General features: G+C 67.9%; 17 protein-coding genes. 15 read left to right on the forward strand and 2 right to left on the reverse strand.

Translation table 11 applies throughout. The annotated features are described in order from the left end of the window. Positions 1 to 97: 97 nt before the first annotated feature. From ACSBPH_RS16555 to ACSBPH_RS16585, 7 genes are all read left to right on the forward strand, one after another. On the forward strand, positions 98 to 1,360 hold the full coding sequence (locus ACSBPH_RS16555; RefSeq protein ID WP_442575405.1) for an ABC transporter substrate-binding protein: 1,263 nt from the start codon (positions 98 to 100) through the stop codon (positions 1,358 to 1,360). A 40-nt stretch (positions 1,361 to 1,400) separates the two neighbouring features. After that, complete coding sequence (locus tag ACSBPH_RS16560) at positions 1,401 to 2,330, forward strand: carbohydrate ABC transporter permease (RefSeq protein WP_442575406.1); 930 nt, start codon at positions 1,401 to 1,403, stop codon at positions 2,328 to 2,330. Continuing rightward, positions 2,330 to 3,250 carry a carbohydrate ABC transporter permease gene (locus ACSBPH_RS16565; protein ID WP_442575407.1) on the forward strand — a complete coding sequence of 307 codons (921 nt, stop codon included), beginning with the start codon at positions 2,330 to 2,332 and terminating at the stop codon, positions 3,248 to 3,250. The genes ACSBPH_RS16560 and ACSBPH_RS16565 overlap by 1 nt, the downstream gene beginning before the upstream one ends. An 87-nt stretch (positions 3,251 to 3,337) precedes the next feature. Continuing rightward, positions 3,338 to 5,038, forward strand: coding sequence for a glycoside hydrolase family 13 protein (locus ACSBPH_RS16570; RefSeq protein WP_442575408.1), 1,701 nt, complete (start codon positions 3,338 to 3,340; stop codon positions 5,036 to 5,038). Between the two features lie 90 nt (positions 5,039 to 5,128). After that, positions 5,129 to 5,500 carry a DUF2200 domain-containing protein gene (locus ACSBPH_RS16575; protein WP_442575409.1) on the forward strand — a complete coding sequence of 124 codons (372 nt, stop codon included), beginning with the start codon at positions 5,129 to 5,131 and terminating at the stop codon, positions 5,498 to 5,500. A 161-nt stretch (positions 5,501 to 5,661) separates the two neighbouring features. Continuing rightward, complete coding sequence (locus ACSBPH_RS16580) at positions 5,662 to 6,228, forward strand: mismatch-specific DNA-glycosylase (protein ID WP_442575410.1); 567 nt, start codon at positions 5,662 to 5,664, stop codon at positions 6,226 to 6,228. Between the two features lie 126 nt (positions 6,229 to 6,354). Continuing rightward, a complete protein-coding gene (locus tag ACSBPH_RS16585; protein WP_442575411.1) occupies positions 6,355 to 7,356 on the forward strand; it encodes an aldo/keto reductase in 1,002 nt (333 codons plus the stop codon). Between the two features lie 107 nt (positions 7,357 to 7,463). On the opposite strand, the gene ACSBPH_RS16590 is transcribed toward ACSBPH_RS16585, so the two are convergent. After that, a complete protein-coding gene (locus ACSBPH_RS16590) occupies positions 7,464 to 9,365 on the reverse strand; it encodes an adenylyl cyclase (protein WP_442575412.1) in 1,902 nt (633 codons plus the stop codon). Positions 9,366 to 9,585: 220 nt separating this feature from the next. Continuing rightward, entirely contained in the window at positions 9,586 to 9,990 is a 405-nt protein-coding gene (locus tag ACSBPH_RS16595; RefSeq protein ID WP_442575413.1) for a DUF7144 family membrane protein, read from the reverse strand. Positions 9,991 to 10,253: 263 nt separating this feature from the next. On the opposite strand from ACSBPH_RS16595, the gene ACSBPH_RS16600 reads away from it, so the two are divergent. The 8 genes from ACSBPH_RS16600 to ACSBPH_RS16635 all read left to right on the forward strand — a co-directional run bounded on the left by ACSBPH_RS16600 (position 10,254) and on the right by ACSBPH_RS16635 (position 16,879). After that, positions 10,254 to 11,591: an MFS transporter gene (locus ACSBPH_RS16600; RefSeq protein WP_442575414.1), complete on the forward strand. Its 1,338-nt coding sequence runs from the start codon at positions 10,254 to 10,256 to the stop codon at positions 11,589 to 11,591. Positions 11,592 to 11,601: 10 nt separating this feature from the next. Beyond that, positions 11,602 to 12,420, forward strand: coding sequence for a glycosyltransferase (locus ACSBPH_RS16605; RefSeq protein ID WP_442575415.1), 819 nt, complete (start codon positions 11,602 to 11,604; stop codon positions 12,418 to 12,420). Positions 12,421 to 12,463: 43 nt separating this feature from the next. Beyond that, positions 12,464 to 12,760 (forward strand): DUF1905 domain-containing protein, encoded by a 297-nt coding sequence (locus ACSBPH_RS16610; RefSeq protein WP_442575416.1) that lies wholly within the window; start codon positions 12,464 to 12,466, stop codon positions 12,758 to 12,760. A 310-nt stretch (positions 12,761 to 13,070) separates the two neighbouring features. Next, positions 13,071 to 13,469, forward strand: coding sequence for a prepilin-type N-terminal cleavage/methylation domain-containing protein (locus ACSBPH_RS16615; RefSeq protein WP_442575417.1), 399 nt, complete (start codon positions 13,071 to 13,073; stop codon positions 13,467 to 13,469). A gap of 68 nt (positions 13,470 to 13,537) precedes the next feature. Further along, positions 13,538 to 13,927: a type II secretion system protein gene (locus tag ACSBPH_RS16620; RefSeq protein ID WP_442575418.1), complete on the forward strand. Its 390-nt coding sequence runs from the start codon at positions 13,538 to 13,540 to the stop codon at positions 13,925 to 13,927. Next, positions 13,924 to 14,451: a prepilin-type N-terminal cleavage/methylation domain-containing protein gene (locus tag ACSBPH_RS16625; RefSeq protein WP_442575419.1), complete on the forward strand. Its 528-nt coding sequence runs from the start codon at positions 13,924 to 13,926 to the stop codon at positions 14,449 to 14,451. Before ACSBPH_RS16620 ends, ACSBPH_RS16625 begins: the two co-directional genes overlap by 4 nt. Then, positions 14,442 to 16,061 (forward strand): hypothetical protein, encoded by a 1,620-nt coding sequence (locus tag ACSBPH_RS16630; RefSeq protein WP_442575420.1) that lies wholly within the window; start codon positions 14,442 to 14,444, stop codon positions 16,059 to 16,061. The genes ACSBPH_RS16625 and ACSBPH_RS16630 overlap by 10 nt, the downstream gene beginning before the upstream one ends. 2 nt (positions 16,062 to 16,063) lie before the next feature. Continuing rightward, complete coding sequence (locus ACSBPH_RS16635; protein ID WP_442575421.1) at positions 16,064 to 16,879, forward strand: prepilin peptidase; 816 nt, start codon at positions 16,064 to 16,066, stop codon at positions 16,877 to 16,879. Positions 16,880 to 16,898: the final 19 nt, after the last annotated feature.

Here is a 16,898-nt window from a genome sequence, read left to right on the forward strand (position 1 = left end):
TCTCCTGCATTATGGACGCATCTAATTGATCCGGCAGAAAAATCTAATCACGGAATCAAGAAGATCTCCCCACGAACCTCCCTGGAAGGACGATGACGTGCCTCACCTCCGACGATCCTGGAAGCGCGCGGCAGCCGCCTGCCTGGCCCTCGCCGTCGCGGCGTCGGCGCTGTCGGCATGCGCCGGCAATCAGCCCGAGACGGTCCGGTTCTACCTGAGCAAGCCGGAGGCGATCCCGTACTTCCGCGATCTCGTCAAGGACTACAACGCGTCGCAGAACGATGTGCGGGTCGTCCTCGACTCGTCCTCGAACCTGCAGGCCGGCTTCCTCCGCGGCAACCCGCCAGACCTCGGGCTGCTCAACTACAACATGGAGATGGCGCGGTTCATGGAGCGCGGCGCGCTCAGCGACCTCTCCGACATGCCCGAGGCCTCGCGCATCCGCCCCGAGGTGCAGCAGCTCGTCGACCAGTACGCGACGTACCCGGGACGCACGAGCGTGCTGCCGTACTCGGTGATGGCGGCATCCGTCATCTACAACAAGCAGATCTTCGAAGACCAGGGGCTCGAGGTCCCGCAGACGTGGGACGAGCTCGTCGCAGTGTGCGACAAGCTCAAGGGCGCCGGGATCACGCCCTTCTACGCGACCTTCAAAGACCCGTGGACCATCGCGCAGGGCTGGTTCGACTACACCGTGGGCGGCGACGTGGATGTCGCGAAGTTCTTCGACGGGCTGGCGCAGGAAGGCACGAATGTCGGGCCCGACTCGAAGGTCTCGTTCGAGAAGACCCTCTCCAAGCCCGTGCAGCAGATGCAGCAGCTCGTCGACGAGTACACGAATCAGGATGCCGCGAGCAAAGGCTACGGCGACGGCAACCTCGCATTCGCCGAACAGAAGGCCGCGATGTACCTGCAGGGCCCGTGGGCCTTCGGCGAGATCGCGAAGTCGAACCCCGACCTCGACCTCGGCACCTTCCCGCTGCCGGTGACCGACGACCCCGGCGACCTGAAGGTGCGCGTCAACCTCGACCTCGCGGCCTGGATCCCGGAGGCCTCGAAGCACAAGGAGGCCGCGCGGACCTTCCTCTCGTACCTGTTCCGCAAAGACGTCATGGACGAGTACAACGCCGCTCAGCTCGGCTATGGAACGACGACGGATGCCGCGCCCGTGACGGATCCGCGGATCGTGGGCATGAAGGAGTACTTCGATGACGCGAAGTTCTACCAGGGGGCGTCCGTCGCGATCCCGCTGACGATCCCGACCCAGAACTACTTGCAGGCCATCGTGCTCGGCTCCGACCCCGAGTCGATCCTGCGCCGAATCGACGCCGACTGGGCGCGACTGGCGATGAGGCAGTGACCCCGATCCGTCAGTGACACAGAGTCGAAGGAGACCTCACATGACAACGACCACGGCGACCCTCGTCGCCCGCAAGCGCAGCGATGCGCCGGCGACCGCTGCCGCCGGCACCCGCCGGCCCGTCGAGGGGATCTACTACGTCCTCCTCGTCCCCACCCTCGTCGTCTTCAGCCTGGCGATCACGCTGCCGGCGATCATGGGCATCTTCTTCAGCTTCACGAACTCGATCGGCTTCGGCGAGTGGGACTTCGTCGGCTTCATCAACTACATCGCGCTGTTCAGCGACCCCGCGATCCTGCAGAGCTATCTGTTCACCCTCGGCTTCGCGCTGGTGACGGTCGTCGCGGTGAACGTGGTCGCGTTCCTCCTGGCGGTGGGGCTGACGGCGCGCATCCGGCTCAAGACCGGGCTGCGGACGATCTTCGTGATCCCCATGGTCATCTCGGGCATCATCATCGCCTACGTCTTCAACTTCCTCTTCAGCAACTCGCTGCCCGCGCTCGGGCAGGCGACGGGGATCGGCTGGCTGAGCGAGAGCATCCTCGCCAACCCCGACCTTGCGTGGGTCGCGATCGTCCTCGTGACGGCGTGGCAGGCGATCCCGGGGAGCCTCCTCATCTACATCGCGGGGCTGCTCGCGATCCCGGGTGACGTCTACGAGGCGGCCTCGATCGACGGTGCGTCCAAGGGTCAGCAGCTCGTGCGCATCACGCTGCCGCTCGTGGCCGGCTACGTCGTCATCAACGTCATCCTTGGCTTCAAGAACTACCTCAACGCCTACGACATCATCGTCGGCCTCACGAACGGCGGCCCCGGAACGGCGACCCGCTCGATCGCGATGACGATCGTGACGGGCTTCACGGGCGGTGACTACGCCTACCAGATGGCCAACGCGACGGTCTTCTTCGTGTTCGTCATCCTCATCTCGGTCCTGCAGCTCCGGCTGACGCGCGGAAGGAACGCACTCTGATGGCCATCGTCCAGCCCGCCCTCGCCCTCGAAGAGGTCGACGGCATCCGCACCCTCGAGGGCGGCGCGCCCCGCCGCCGCAGTCGCCGCCAGGGCTCCGCCGGCCGTCCCGACTGGCCGCTCACCATCGTGCTGGCCATTGCGACGATCACGGTGCTCGTGCCGCTGTACGTCACGATCTCGATGGCGTTCAAGACCCAGGCCCAGGCCGTCGACGGCAACGCCTTCTCGCTGCCTGCGCCGTTCAGCCTCGAGGGATTCACCACCGCGTGGGAGCTGACGAACTTCCCCGTCGCGTTCACCATCTCGATCCTCGTGACCGCCGGCACCGTGGCCGGGACGATCCTCCTCGGTGCATTCGCCTCGTTCGCGATCCACCGCAACTGGGACCGGCGGTTCTTCCGCGCGTCCTTCTTCTACCTGCTCGCGGCGATGTTCATCCCGTTCCCGGTGCTGGCCCTGCCGCAGATCCAGCTCACGGGACTCACGGGGCTCGACAACCCGGTCGGGGTGACGCTGCTGCACATCATGTTCCAGCTGAGCTTCAGCATCCTGCTGTTCACCGCGTTCCTCCGCTCGATCCCGCACGAACTGGAGGAGAGCGCCCGCATCGACGGGGCGTCGACCTGGCAGGTCTTCTGGAAGCTCATCTTCCCGCTCCTCGCCCCGATGAGCGCGACCGTCGGCATCTTCGCGTTCCTCGCGTCGTGGAACGACTTCATGATGCCCTCGCTCATCACCTCCGACCCCGAGCTGCAGACGCTCCCTGTCGTGCAGAGCATCTTCCAGACCCAGTTCAGCAACAACTACAACGTGTCGTTCGCGTCGTACCTCATGGCGATGGCGCCGGCGATCCTGGCCTACCTGTTCACGCAGCGCTGGGTCATGGAGGGCGTGACGCAGGGAGCCGTCAAGGGCTGAGCCCGAGGCATCCTTCCCACGACATCCGCACCGCACCACGACCACCGAACCCACCGCAGAATCACGACCGCAGAAGGAGAGAATCGCGTGTCACTGACCGCTCAACCCCAGACGGATGCCGCGTCCCCGGAGATCGCACCGCCCTGGTGGCGACAGGCCGCCGTCTACCAGATCTATCCGCGGAGCTTCGCCGACACCGACGGCGACGGGATCGGCGACATCCGAGGCGTGACGTCGCGCGCGGACTATCTGGCCGCGCTCGGGATCGACGCCGTCTGGCTGAGCCCCTTCTACCCGTCCGAGCTCGCGGACGGCGGCTATGACGTCGCCGACTACCGCGACGTCGACCCCCGCCTCGGTACGCTCGACGACTTCGACGACATGGTGGCGGCCCTCCACGCCCGCGGAATCCGGGTCGTTGTCGACATCGTGCCGAACCACACCTCCGACCGGCACGCCTGGTTCCAGGAGGCGCTCGCCGCGGGCCGGGGCTCGGCCGCGCGCGAGCGGTACATCTTCCGCGAGGGGAAGGGGCCGGATGGCGCGGAGCCGCCGACCGACTGGGTGTCGATCTTCGGCGGACCCGCGTGGGAGCGGGTCGCCGACGGACAGTGGTACCTCCACAACTTCGCCACCGAGCAGCCTGACCTCAACTGGGACCACCCCGAGGTGCGCGCCGACTTCGTCACGACGCTGCGATTCTGGGCGGACCGCGGTGTCGACGGCTTCCGCATCGACGTCGCCCACATGCTGACGAAGGACCTCACCGAGCCGCTGCCCTCGCGCGCGGAGCTGGACGCGCTGCCGTTCGACGGCACGCACCCGCTCATCGATCGCGACGACGTGCACGAGATCTACGCCGAGTGGCGGCGCGTCTTCGACGAGTACGACCCGCCGCGCAGCGCCGTCGCCGAGGCATGGGTCGCGCCGTCGCGCGTCCCGCTGTACGCGCGTCCGGAGAGCCTCGGACAGGCCTTCAACTTCGACCTCCTGCAGGCCGACTTCGACGCGGACGAGTTCCGTCGCGTCGTGACCGACAATCTGGCGCTGGCCGCGGCATCCGGCTCGTCCAGCACCTGGGTGCTCTCCAACCACGACGTCGTGCGCCACGCGACGCGTTACGGGCTCCCGCCGCTCGGTCGTGACCACCGCGGTCGCGGGGCCGAGAAGCACGGGGCTGCCTGGCTGCGGGAAGGTGGCCCCGAATCCGCCCTCGATCGGGAAGGGGGCGTGCGCCGGGCCCTGGCAGCGTCGATGTTCCTCCTCGGCCTCCCCGGATCGGCGTACCTCTACCAGGGCGAGGAGCTGGGGCTTCACGAGGTCGCCGACATCGGGGCGGGCGAGCGGCAGGATCCGACGTTCTTCCGGACGGGCGGCGAAGAGATCGGGCGGGACGGATGCCGCGTCCCGCTGCCGTGGACGGCGGAAGGGTCGTCGTTCGGCTTCGGCGCCGACGGCGCGCACCTGCCGCAGCCGGCGTGGTTCGCCGCGCACGCCGTCGACGTGCAGGACGGCGACCCGCGGTCGGTGCTCGAGCTCTACCGCGCGGCCCTCCGGCTTCGGCATGCGCTGCAGACCGACGAGCGGCTGGAGTGGATCGCGACGGGGCGCGACGACGTCCTGCGCTTCCGCCGGCCGAACGGCTGGGAGGTCGTGACGAACTTCGGCACCGAGCCGTACGCGCTCGCCGGAGAGCGGGTCGTGCTCGCGACGGTGGGGGATGACGCGGCAGTGGTGGCGGGGGAGTCCACCGTCTGGCTGCAGACCGGGGCGTCGACCGGGGGGTGACGACCGCGCCCGGGGTGGGGCCCGGGGGCCGCCGGCCCGGCGCCGATAGGACGCTATCGGCGCCGGCGCCGGATCGGCGACAATGAAGGCATGGCCGGCAACGAACGCCTCTTCGGCATGAGCTTCGCGAGCATCTACCCCCTCTATGTGCAGAAGGTCGAGCGCAAGGGGCACACGACGGCGGAGCTCGACGAGGTGCTCACGTGGCTCACGGGCTACGACAAGCCGGGGCTGGAGAAGACGATCGCCGACGGGATCGATCTCGAGTCCTTCTTCGCCGGCGCGCCGGCGATGAACCCCCACGCCGACCTCATCACGGGTGTCATCTGCGGCATGCGGGTCGAAGAGATCGAAGACCCGCTCGCGCAGAAGATCCGCTGGATGGACAAGCTCGTCGACGAGGTCGCGCGGGGCAAGAGGATGTCGTCGATCCTGCGCACTCCTGCCGAGGCGGAGGCCTGACCCGAGCGCGGCCGCGGCCAGGAGCGCGAGCGCGACACTTTCCTGCGAGCGCTACGTCGCGCGACGCCGCGCTCGCAGGAAACTGTCGCGTTCGACGGCGGCCGCGGCGCGCCGGCCTTCCCGCGGGCCCCGTGGCAGCCGCGACACGCGAGGATGGCGGGGTGAGGTTCACCCGCGCCGAACTCGAGTCGTACCGCGACGCCGTCATCGACGACCTGATGCCGCGGCATCCGCTCCTCGTGTTCGTCGGCATCAATCCGGGCCTGTGGACCGCCGCGACCAACACCCCCTTCGCGCACCCCGGCAACCGGTTCTACCCCGCGCTCGCCGCGGCGGGGATCATCCCGCACATTCCGGCCTTCTCCGACGGCTTCACCGACGACGACCGCCGCATGTTCCTCGACCGCGGCATCGGCATCTCGAACCTCGTCCGCCGTGCGACCGTGCGGGCCGACGAGCTGAGCCGCGAGGAGCTCCGCGAAGGCGCTGCACGCCTGGAGACGGATGCCGCGGCCTGGCGCGCCCGGGTGGTCGCCGTCGTCGGGCTCACGGCCTACCGGCAGGGCTTCGCGCGACCGCGCGCCGTGCAGGGCCGCCAGGAGGAGCGGATCGCGGATGCCGAGCTGTGGGTCGTGCCGAACCCCAGCGGTCTGAATGCCCACGACACGATCGCGACCCTCGCCGAGGCCTACGCGGGTCCGGCCCGCGCAGCGGGGATCATCGACTGACCGGGCGCGGCTGATACGCGGCCGATGCGCGGCGGGAGACCGCAGGCTCACGAGCGACGTCTCCGGCCCGGGCGTGCCGGCAGCCGGGCAGGATAGAGGCATCCCCTCATGCACGAAGGAGTCCTCATGCAGCAGCGTCCTCTCGGCCGCACCGGTCGTCTCGTCTCGGCGATCGGCCTCGGCACCTGGCAGCTCGGCGCCGACTGGGGCGACGTGAGCGAGAGCGACGCGCGAGCGGTGCTCGAGGCATCCGCCGACCACGGCGTGACCCTCCTCGACACGGCAGACGTCTACGGCGACGGCCGCAGCGAGTCGATCATCGGCGGCTTCCTCGCCGAGCGACCCGGCCACGAGATCGTCGTCGCGACGAAGATGGGCCGCCGCGCCGCGCAGGAGCCCGAGAACTACACGCCCGAGAACTTCCGCGCGTGGACCGAGCGTTCGCGCCGCAACCTCGGCGTCGAAACGCTCGACCTCGTGCAGCTGCACTGCCCGCCGACCGCCGTGATCGAAGACGACGCGACCTATGACGCCCTCGACGCCCTGGTCGCCGACGGGGCGATCGCCGCGTACGGCGTGTCGGTCGAGACGTCTGCGCAGGCGCTCGCCGCAATCGCGCGCCCGAACGTGAGGAACGTGCAGATCATCCTCAACCCGTTCCGGCTGAAGCCCCTCGACGAGGTGCTGCCCGCGGCGCAGGCGGCGAGCGTCTCGATCTTCGCGCGCGTGCCGCTCGCGTCGGGCCTCCTGTCGGGCAAGTACACGTCGTCGACGACCTTCGCGTCGAACGACCACCGCAACTACAACCGTCACGGCGAGGCGTTCGACCGCGGCGAGACGTTCTCGGGCGTCGACTACGAGGTGGGACTGGATGCCGCGGCCGAACTCGCCGCCGCGCTCCCGGAAGGCGTCTCCCTCCCCGCCGCGACGCTGGCCTGGATCGCGTCGCTCCCCGGCGTGACATCGGTCATCCCGGGCGCCCGCAACATCGCGCAGGCCCGGTCGAACGCGGACGCCGCGGCCCTCCTCGACGGCGAGGGCGAGAGCTTCGACCTGGCGGCGTTCGACGCCGTCGTGCGCGACGTCTACGACCGCCGCCTCCGCGAGGCCATCCACCCCCAGTGGTGATGCCCCTCCGCCAGTGGTGATGCCCCTCCGTCAGGAGCAGTGAGCAGAAGACGGATGCCTCGGCCCGGCGAGCGCCGGGTCGAGGCATCCGTCATCCACGCGAGAAGTCAGCCCGTGTAGTCCGTCACGTACTGCGGGACGCCGATCTTGGTCGTGTCGGCCTGACCGCCGACGCCGTTCACGACGTGCTCGATCGTGCCGGCCGACAGGTTGACCGTCATAATGTGGTGCAGGCGCACGCCCGGCGTCTCGGGAACCGTGAAGCCGTTGGCGGTGACGATCGACGGGTTGTTCTGGTTGAAGACGTAGACGCCTGCTCCGTCGAGCTCGTGGTGTTTGACGCCGGGCGCGACCGCGTAGCCGGGGTAGCCGAGCGTGCCGTCGGGCTGCGTCCAGTCCGCCTGGGTCGGCGGGTCGTACGGCAGCTCGTTCTGATACAGGATGACGCGACCGCTCTCGCCGTTCCAGAGGGTGTTGTAGGTCTGGAAGTGCTCGACGAACAGGCCCGTCGCCGTGACGTTGTCGCCGTTGACGATGACGCCGGTGGTGCCGGTGTTGGTGTTCCAGCGCTCGGTGTCGCCGCTGAACCCCTCGATGCCGTGGTCGGCGCGCCACACCCAGATGTGGTCGATGAGCACGTTGTCGGAGTTCACCTCGAGGGCGGTCGTCGTCTTGCCGACGTGCGGTCCGCCGACGCGGAAGTACACGTCGTTGAGCGTCACGGGGTTGCCCGCCTCGGCCTTGTTGCTGTGGCCGTTCGCCTTACCGATGCGCATGAGCGCGGGGGAGAGGGTCGTGCCGGCATCGATCGTGACGCCCGCGACGATCGCGCCCGCGACATCCTTCACCACGAGCGGCACGGCACCGCCCACGGCCGTCAGCGTCGCGTGGCCCATGCCGAGCACGACCGTGTCGGGCCGCTTGATCTCGATCGAGCCCGCGATGTCGTAGACCCCCGGGGTGAGGAGCAGGTTCTTGCCGCGGGCGAGGTTGTTGTTGATGACCTGCACCGAGTCGCCGGGCTTGGCGATGTAGAAGTCGGTGATCGGGATGCTGCGACCCGCTGTCGCGTCGTCGGCCCACGAGGTTCCGCGAGTTTCGGTCTCGGCGGCCGGCACGCGGACGGCGTACTTGCCGTCGGCGCCGACGTACAGGAACGGCTTCTCGCGCGAGACAGGCGTCTTCTCGACCGTCGTATACGGCTCGGTCGGGAAGTTCGCCTCGCTCGGGGCGCCCACGACGCCCGAGAAGACCTGGTTCCACACGCCGTTGCTCCAGCCGTCGACCTCGCTGTTGCGGGTCAGCCACTGCTGCTGTGAGCCGTTGATCGTGAAGGGCAGGTGCGAGTCGGCGACGAAGCCGCCGCTGGCGAACTGCGGACCCGCGGTGCAGTAGTCCATGAGCGAGACGTTGGCGCCCGAGAAATGCACGCGCCGCAGGGAGACGGCCTGCGAGACGGCCCAGAAGTTGGCGCTCTGGCGGCAGCCGTCTTGTCCGGACTTGTCGATCTGCACGCTCAGGTTCGCGAGGGTGCGCCAGAAGTTGACGAGGGCGAGACAGTTCGACGTGCCGTCGTTCTCGAGGCAGCGGTTGTAGACCTCGGCAGCACCGCGGATGTTCACGTCGCTCGGCGACAGGCCGAGCCCCGCGACCTCGGTGTAGTAGCCGATCTTGAACTGCAACGGAGTCGCCGCCGTGCCGTACTGCCCAGGGAGGAAGTACACCGCGCGGCGAGCCGTCGACATCTCGGCGTCGACCTGCTGTGCGGCAAGTGCGTCGAGGGCCGACTGGATGTCGTCGACCGGCATATCGGGGCTGAAGACCGTGACGTTCGGCCCGAAGTCGGGCTTGGTCGGATCGATCTGCTGCGGTGGCGCGGCGGAGGCGGGTGCAGCCATGAGCGCTCCCGCGACGAGTGCCAGGGCTGCGGTCGAGGCGGCGACGATGCGCCTCGCGCGGTGTCTGGTCGGGGGCGGGGCCTGGTGGCGGGTGCGGATCGGGGGGTTCATTCGAGCAGTCCTCTCCATCGAGGGGCCGGGGATGGGCCGCGGGGTTGGGCCGGTTTACTTACTGCACTGTAACCACCTCATGGGAGCGTTCTCAAGGGCGAGAATCCGCGGGACGGATGCCGAGGGCCGGGGTCTCGGGCACGTCGGCGTCGAGGTCTCCGAGCATGCCGAGGGCGCCGCACTCCGAGGAATACGGCGCCCTGGAGAGGCTGACGCCGGGTTACGAGCGGCGGAGCTCCCTGCCGTGGACGACGAGCGCATAGATGATCACGACGTCGAGGCCGATGATCGCAAGGGCGAGCAGCGGCTGGTAGGGCAGTGTCGCGAGCTGGCTGATCGCGTTGAGCGAGGCGATGATGACCGCGATAGTACGCGCCCACGTCGCGCCGCGCGTCACGAAGACGCCGACGAGGATGAGGACGAGGCCGACGATCAGGTGCCACCAGCCCCAGGCGCTGACGTCGAAGAGCCAGATGTTGCCCGAATCGGCGTTGGCGTAGAGGGCGTTGTCGGGGCCGATGATGCCTGTGAGACCGAAGATCGCGTTGATGGCGCCGACGATGATCAGCACGACGCCGGCGAAGACGGCCCAGCCCGCCCAACCGGACTGCTGCGTGTTCGACACGATGAGACTCCTTTCCGAGTCGACCCGCTGCGCGCCGGGCCTGCGCAAGACGCGGGGAGGGATCGCGCCTTCACTCCGATCGTGGCGTCGTGCGACCCCGCGCGTCGATGAAGCCACGCCGGGGTTCACCCGTGCGGGGTGACGTCGGCTTCGCGCGCTTGCCTGCCCGCGACGGGGGCTCAGCAGCGCTCGGGAGTGGAAGGTCCGGGCGGCGCCGGCCGCCCGGCGCCGGTGCCCCCGCGCGCGGGTAGCCTGACATCGAGATGATCGAGCCTCATACCCGCACGTCGCGGACGCCCGCGCTCCGGCCGTGGTCGATGGTCGTCGGACTCGGGTTCGTGAGCCTCACGATCGACATGGTCGCCAACGGCTCCGCCTCGGTCAGCGGCGCCATGCTCGAGCAGCTGGGTGCCGGCGCCGTGCTCGTCGGCCTCGTGACGGGCGGTGCCGAGGCCGTCGCTCTTCTCCTCCGCCTCGCGACCGGTCCGTGGGCCGACCGCACGGGCGCCTACTGGGCCTTCACGATCTTCGGCTACGCGCTCACCGCCATCTCGGTGCCGCTGCTGTTCTTCACGCCGATGCTGGGCGCGGCCGGTCTCGCCGTCGCGAGCGGGCTGCTTCTCATCGAGCGCACGGGCAAGGCGATCCGCTCACCCGCCAAAACCGTGCTGCTCGCCGATGCCGCCGGGGCCGTCGGCCGCGGCAAGGGGTTCGGCGTGCACAAGACGCTCGACCAGATCGGCGCGTTCGCGGGGCCGCTCATCGTTGCCGGTGTCGCCGCCGTCGCGGGAACTCTGTGGCCGGCGTTCCTCGTGCTCATCATCCCCGGCGCCGTCGCGATGGTGCTGCTCTTCTGGCTCCGGGCGAAGGTGCCCGATCCGAGCATGTATCGCACCGAGGGGCGAGGGGAGGAGGCATCCGTCGCCGACGACCTCGACGCCGCGATGGGGCCGGAGTCGCCCGCCGCGCCGGACGCGCCCTCGCCGTCGCCCGCGCCGTCCATGGCCGCCCCGGCCTCGCGAGTCGCGGCCGATGCCGCGTCGCGCGAGGTCTTCCAGAACTTCCTCATGTTCTCGTTCTTCGCGGGGCTGACGACGTTCGGGCTGTTGAGCTTCGGCGTCGTGTCGTTCCACCTCGCCGACGCGAAGCTGGTGAGCGTCGGCGCCGTGCCGCTCGTCTACGCCGTCGGGATGGCGGCCGCGGCCGTCTCGGCGATCGTGACCGGCTGGGCGTACGACCGCTGGGGCGGGTGGGTGCTCATCTCGGTGCCGATCATGACGATCTTCGTGCCGGGTCTCGTCTTCGGCCCGACCGTCGCGGTCGTGGTCGTCGGGGTGTTCCTGTGGGGCGCCGCGTCGGGCGTGCAGGACTCCACGATCAAGGCGCTCGTCGCCGATCTGGTCCCCGGCGGCAAGCGCGGAGCCGCCTACGGCTGGTTCGCCGTGTTCCAGGGCGTGGGCGCGCTGCTCGGCGCCGTCGTGGCGGGAGCGCTCTACGGCAACGTCGCCGTGCTCGTCGCGATCGTCGCGGTGCTGCAGGTCGCGGCGCTCATCCTGCTCGTCGTGGTGCTGCGGCGCCGCGCGCGAAGCGCCGCGGAGTAACGTCGCACGCGTGTCCTTCTCGCCGCGCGTCACGGTCGTGATCCCGTGCCGTGACGATGCCGATTTCCTGGACGCCTGCCTTGCGGCCCTCGCCGTGCAGACGCGTCCGGCCGATCGCGTGGTGGTCGTCGACAACGCCAGCACGGATGCCTCGGCATCCGTCGCCCGCTCGTACGGCGCAGACGTCGTCGACGAGCCGCTCATCGGCATCTGGCCCGCCGCGGCGCGCGGCTACGACGAGGCGCGGGGATCGGCCGACATCATCGCGCGCCTCGACGCGGACTCGCGGCCGCATCCGGACTGGATCGCGCAGGTCGTACGCGCCTTCGTCGCCGATCCGGGGCTCGGAGTGCTGACCGGGGGAGCGGAGTTCTACGGCGCGAGCCCCCTCGTCAACTATCTCGGCGACCACTGGTACGTCGGGGGAGGGCATTACTGGATCAAGAAGGTCCTCGGCATCCCCCTCGTCTTCGGCTCGAACTTCGCGATGCGCGTGTCGGTGTGGGAGCGCGTGCGCGGCCAGGTCGACCGCACGAACCCCCGGATCCACGACGACCTCGACCTGACGATCCGCCTCCGCCCCTCCGACGGGGTGAGGTACGACCCTGAGCTGCGCATGCCCGTGTCGGCGCGCCCGCTCGTGACGCAGCGCGGGCTGTGGAGGCGGGTGTGGCGCGTGGTGCCGACCTTCGCGGCGAGCTGGCCCGAGGGTGCTGCCTGGAGGCGGAGGACGAATGCCGCGCCCGGCCGCTCGGCCGACGCGTACACCCCCGATGCCGCCGCGTGGACCTCCGGCGACGACGACTGGACGCCCGAGTTCGGGCGCTGAGGGTGTTGCTGGCGCGGGCTAGCGTGGGGGGGGGGGGGGGGGCATGCTGGTGGAGTTCGACGGCGAGATCTTCCGCTGGGAGGTGCGCACCGACTACTGGTTTTTCACGGCGCTGCCGACCGATTTGAGCGAGCAGATCCGCGAGATTCCGCGGCCGTTCCGCGGCTTCGGATCGGTGCGCGTGATCGCCCGGGTCGGGGGCTCCGAGTGGCGCACGTCGATCTTCCCCGACTCCTCTCGCGGCGCCTATGTTCTGCCGCTGAAGAGGGCGGTTCGGGATGCCGAGAACCTCGTCGACGGCGGTCTCGTGTCCGTGCGACTCGAGGTGCTGGACGGGTAGTTTCGAAGGTCGCTTTGAGACCCGATCTCATGTGGCGTGGCACCGAGTGCCGAACCTGAACGTTACCTGAATGTGACCCTGCGCACTTGACCTGGCATGAGAAAGCTCTCATGCTGTGAGGCGGGAGGGGATTCACGCACCGCGTGCGTTCCAAAACCCAGCTCTGCGTGGAGTTGGGATACGTTACTTGGGGTTCTTGGGGAGCCGGCCGTCCGTGGTTGGCATTTTCGTTACTGGGGTGTTCGTTCGCTGCCGTTCAAACCGGCTCACGCAGGGCTGTCTTTTGTCATCCGAACAAGGAGATAGCGCTATGCGTGCAACCATTCACAACTACCTCGACGGCGCGAAGAAGCGTCGCGAGGAAGACGGCGAGAAGGGCTTCTCGCTGATCGAGCTCATCGTCGTGGTCGTCATCCTCGGCATCCTCGTCGCCATCGCGATCCCGGTCTTCGGGGCCATCCAGAAGCAGGCGGAGGTCAACGCCGTCGGTGCAGCGGCCTCCAATGGCGCGACCGCTGTCGCGGCTGCGATCGCCGACGGAGACACGACGTCGACGGTGGCAAACGCGATCTCGAAGGCGAACGCCGCCAGCGACAAGATCACTCTCTCGACCAGCAACACCGACACCTCCAAGGTCGACACGGTGTGTGTTACGGCTGTGAGTGACACGGACGCCACCATCACGAAGTCCGCCGGCCCAGGCTGCTGACCGTTGTGATCGCTCGGTCCGGGGGCGCACGCCAAGTGCGTCCCCGGGCTGCGCTGGAAGGTGACACTGTGAAGCGGCCAAGTCGGCAGGACGCGGGCTTCGGCCTGGTGGAGGTCCTGATCGCGATGTTTCTCCTCGCGGTTATCGCGGTCGCCATTCTCCCCGCTCTATGGCAGGGCATCGCCCAGTCTGCGACCCAGTCATCAACCGCCTCGGCGACTCGGTATCTCAATGCCTTGATCGAAGAGGCGCGTGATGCGCATTCGTGCACAGCACTGAGTGGGATCGCAACACCACCTGCGTCGGTGACACCAGCGGAGGACGGCCGTGGGGTAGCCCTTGCCGTCAGTGGAACGGTGACGAATTGCACTTCTGGTGGCACGGCCCGGCTCTTCCTAGAAATCCGAGGTGACGACAAAGTGCTTGCCTCAACCACCGCTTTGATATTCATCCCATGAGCATGCGAGCGAGCGTGGACCGAGATGACTCCGGCCTCGGCCTTATCGAGTTGATAGTGGTGATCGTGGTGACGGGCATCATCATGACGGCAATCGCCACAATCTTCGTTAACTCGTGGAAAACGCAGGACGAGGTAACCAGCGTGACCGGCGCGACAGATCGCGGCCAGGTGATCGGGTCAATGATTGAGAGGGCCGTGCGCAACTCCCTCTACCTCAGTGTCAATGCAGCGGGGGATGAGTTGCGCATTCGCACTTCGCTGGATGGCACAGCCCTTAGATGTCAAGGCTTCAAAATCAGCACGACGGGCATTCAGATCGCGACGTCGGCCACTTCCATCGCGTCATCTTGGCCCGCATGGCAGCCTCCAGTCCAAGCGGTCGATAGTGCCCCGTACTTCGTACTCACCAATGGAGTGCTTACCTACGGCTTCAACATCAAGACCCGTTCTGCGCCCGTGCGGATCGGCGGTGACGTCTCGGTCAGGTCAGATCAAGAAACAGGTAACGGGGGATGTTGGTGATCAATCGACTTGTCGCGCGGGCTAAGTCCCCCAGAAATGACAGCGGCGCGATCCTCGTCACGGTCGTCGTGGTGATGTTCGTCGGTTTCATCGTCGCGGCGACGATCGCCGCCTCCGTGATGTTTACGATCGGCGCCAACGACACGAACAAGGATCGGACCGAGGCCTTCATCGCCGCCGAGTCCGGGCGCGATGTCGGAGTCGCGGCCATCACGGCCGGCTGCGCAGCAACGACCCTCACGGGTACCAACCCCACTTACACGACCAAGATCTACTCCACCAGCGGCTCGAAGCCGACCTCGGCGACGGATGCCGGAGTCACGCTGGGCTGCCCTTCAAGCACCTCCAAATACGTCCTCTTCCGCACGACCGGCACGGGTCCGGATGGAGCGACCACGACCATAGACTCCGTCTACCCGTGGACCGTCACCTACTCGAACGTCCCGGGCGGCGTCGTCACCTACTTTTCGGGGAGCGTCTCGCAGAGTGTGTCGCACTACACGGGCGACCTCGTCCTGCGAAACGGCAACTGGTCCTGTCCCCAGAACGGCACGCTCGACGGTGATCTTTACGTATTGAACGGCACGGTCAGCCTGAGCACAGGGTGTGTCGTCAATGGCGATATCTACTCGAACGGCAATGTTTCCAGCAACTCGCAGGCGTGGCAGGTCAACGCGCGCGGGGGCAGCACCAGCGCCGGGAACATCACGACCAACGGCACCGTCTCGTTCACGTCCAACGGCAATCCGAAGGTTGCCGGCTCGATCTCGGCGAAGGGCGACATCAGCCTTGCCGCCGCCGGTGGAGGTACGGGGACTGTCGGAGGCACAGTCACGACCAAGGGGACTGCGTCAATCGCCTCACCCGGATGGGTCACGGGCACCCTGACGCAGAATTCACCCAGCGACCCGGTGTTCGATCCGACTCTCGCCTGGCTGCGCGCCGCGACGAAGTGGCTCGACCTCGACGGAGCCTCGAGCTGGGGTACCTCCGCCGCAATCAACTGCAGCAGTGACTTGCAGAACGCGAACACCGCGACGGCGAAGGTGAAGCCGTTGCTGTCGGCCGCGACAACTCCGCTTGTCCTCAACTACAGCTCGTGCACAAAGGATGTGAAGCTGGATCTCACAGGGGCAGTGAGTGTGACGCGCAATGTCGTGGTCATTTCACCGAAGGATCAGGGGCTGACCGTCTCGCTGGGAGGTCTCACGGCTCCCGCAGGTACCGACTACCAGTTGTTCTTCGTTCACGCAGACGGCAATCGTGACGACCGCGATGCCTCAGGTGACCCCAAGCCCACGTGTGGCAGCTCCGGCACCCGCAATGCGCAGGACAGTTTCGGCACCACCGGCGCGATCGCGTCGAACATAAACGTCATGATCTATTCTCCCTGCGGACTCAGCGGCACCGTGACGGCGAGCTTCTCGGGTCAGCTCTACACCGATGACACGACGAATTTCCACTCCGGATCCGCTTACACCTGCGAGCCCATGAACTGGGGCACCGCGCTACCCAACCTCGGCTGCACGATCAAGGGCTCTGGCGGCGTCATCGATTCGAGCACGCTCGTGCAGCGGCTCGACGGACTCGTGTACCAATCGGAGAAGTAGCCGTGCCCGTCCTCACCGTCTTCATCATCGCCTTCTCGGTAATCCTCGGCCTCATCATCGGTTCCTTCCTGAATGTCGTCGCCGTGCGGGTTCCCGCAGGCACCTCGATAGTGCGAGAGAGCCGGTGCCCTCGGTGTGACGCGGCCATCAAGCCGTGGCACAACGTGCCCGTCTTGGGCTGGCTCATGCTGCGCGGCCGGTGCGCCTCGTGCGGCGACCCGATCTCGCCGCGCTATCCGATCGTCGAGGCGATCACGGGCGTATTCTTCGCGCTCGTCGCCTGGCTCATACTCGCGACCAGCACCGCACCCCTCCCGGCGACGTCTGTGGTGCTGGTCGCGTTCCTCTACTTCGCCGCCGTCAGCGTCGTGCTGACACTCATCGACCTCGACACGCATCGGCTCCCCGACGCGATCGTGCTGCCGAGTTACGTCGTCGCCGGCGTGCTGCTCGCCGCCGCGTGCGTCCTCGGGGCGGAGTGGAGCCGCCTGCTCACCGCGGCGATCGGGATGGCGATCCTCTACGCGTTCTACTTCGTCATCCGCCTCATCCGTCCCGATGGGATGGGAGGCGGAGACGTCAAGCTCGCCGGTGTGGTGGGCATCTATCTCGGATGGCTCGGCTGGGGCGCACTCGCTGTGGGTGCCTTCGCCGCGTTCGTCCTCGGCGGGATCTTCGGACTCGCACTCATCGCTGGTCGCCGCGCCGGGCGGCGCACAGCGATTCCTTTCGGCCCCTGGATGCTCGCCGGCGCCTGGGTCGGAGTCTTCATGGGGCAGGCGCTCGGCGCCTGGTACGTCAGCCTGCTGGGTATGTGAGCGGGCAAGGGAGGGGGCC

The organism is Microbacterium sp. F51-2R, assembly GCF_052180235.1.
In the GTDB taxonomy this organism is placed as follows: Bacteria; Actinomycetota; Actinomycetes; order Actinomycetales; family Microbacteriaceae; genus Microbacterium.

Bases quoted from the DNA above. Each gene is read 5' to 3' on its own strand.
- ACSBPH_RS16560 (WP_442575406.1), top strand. From the start codon at position 1,401: ATGACAACGACCACGGCGACCCTCGTCGCCCGCAAGCGCAGCGATGCG.
- ACSBPH_RS16565 (WP_442575407.1), top strand. From the start codon at position 2,330: ATGGCCATCGTCCAGCCCGCCCTCGCCCTCGAAGAGGTCGACGGCATC.
- ACSBPH_RS16575 (WP_442575409.1), top strand. From the start codon at position 5,129: ATGGCCGGCAACGAACGCCTCTTCGGCATGAGCTTCGCGAGCATCTAC.
- ACSBPH_RS16585 (WP_442575411.1), top strand. From the start codon at position 6,355: ATGCAGCAGCGTCCTCTCGGCCGCACCGGTCGTCTCGTCTCGGCGATC.
- ACSBPH_RS16590 (WP_442575412.1), bottom strand. From the start codon at position 9,365: ATGAACCCCCCGATCCGCACCCGCCACCAGGCCCCGCCCCCGACCAGA.
- ACSBPH_RS16600 (WP_442575414.1), top strand. From the start codon at position 10,254: ATGATCGAGCCTCATACCCGCACGTCGCGGACGCCCGCGCTCCGGCCG.
- ACSBPH_RS16610 (WP_442575416.1), top strand. From the start codon at position 12,464: ATGCTGGTGGAGTTCGACGGCGAGATCTTCCGCTGGGAGGTGCGCACC.
- ACSBPH_RS16615 (WP_442575417.1), top strand. From the start codon at position 13,071: ATGCGTGCAACCATTCACAACTACCTCGACGGCGCGAAGAAGCGTCGC.
- ACSBPH_RS16625 (WP_442575419.1), top strand. From the start codon at position 13,924: ATGAGCATGCGAGCGAGCGTGGACCGAGATGACTCCGGCCTCGGCCTT.
- ACSBPH_RS16630 (WP_442575420.1), top strand. From the start codon at position 14,442: ATGTTGGTGATCAATCGACTTGTCGCGCGGGCTAAGTCCCCCAGAAAT.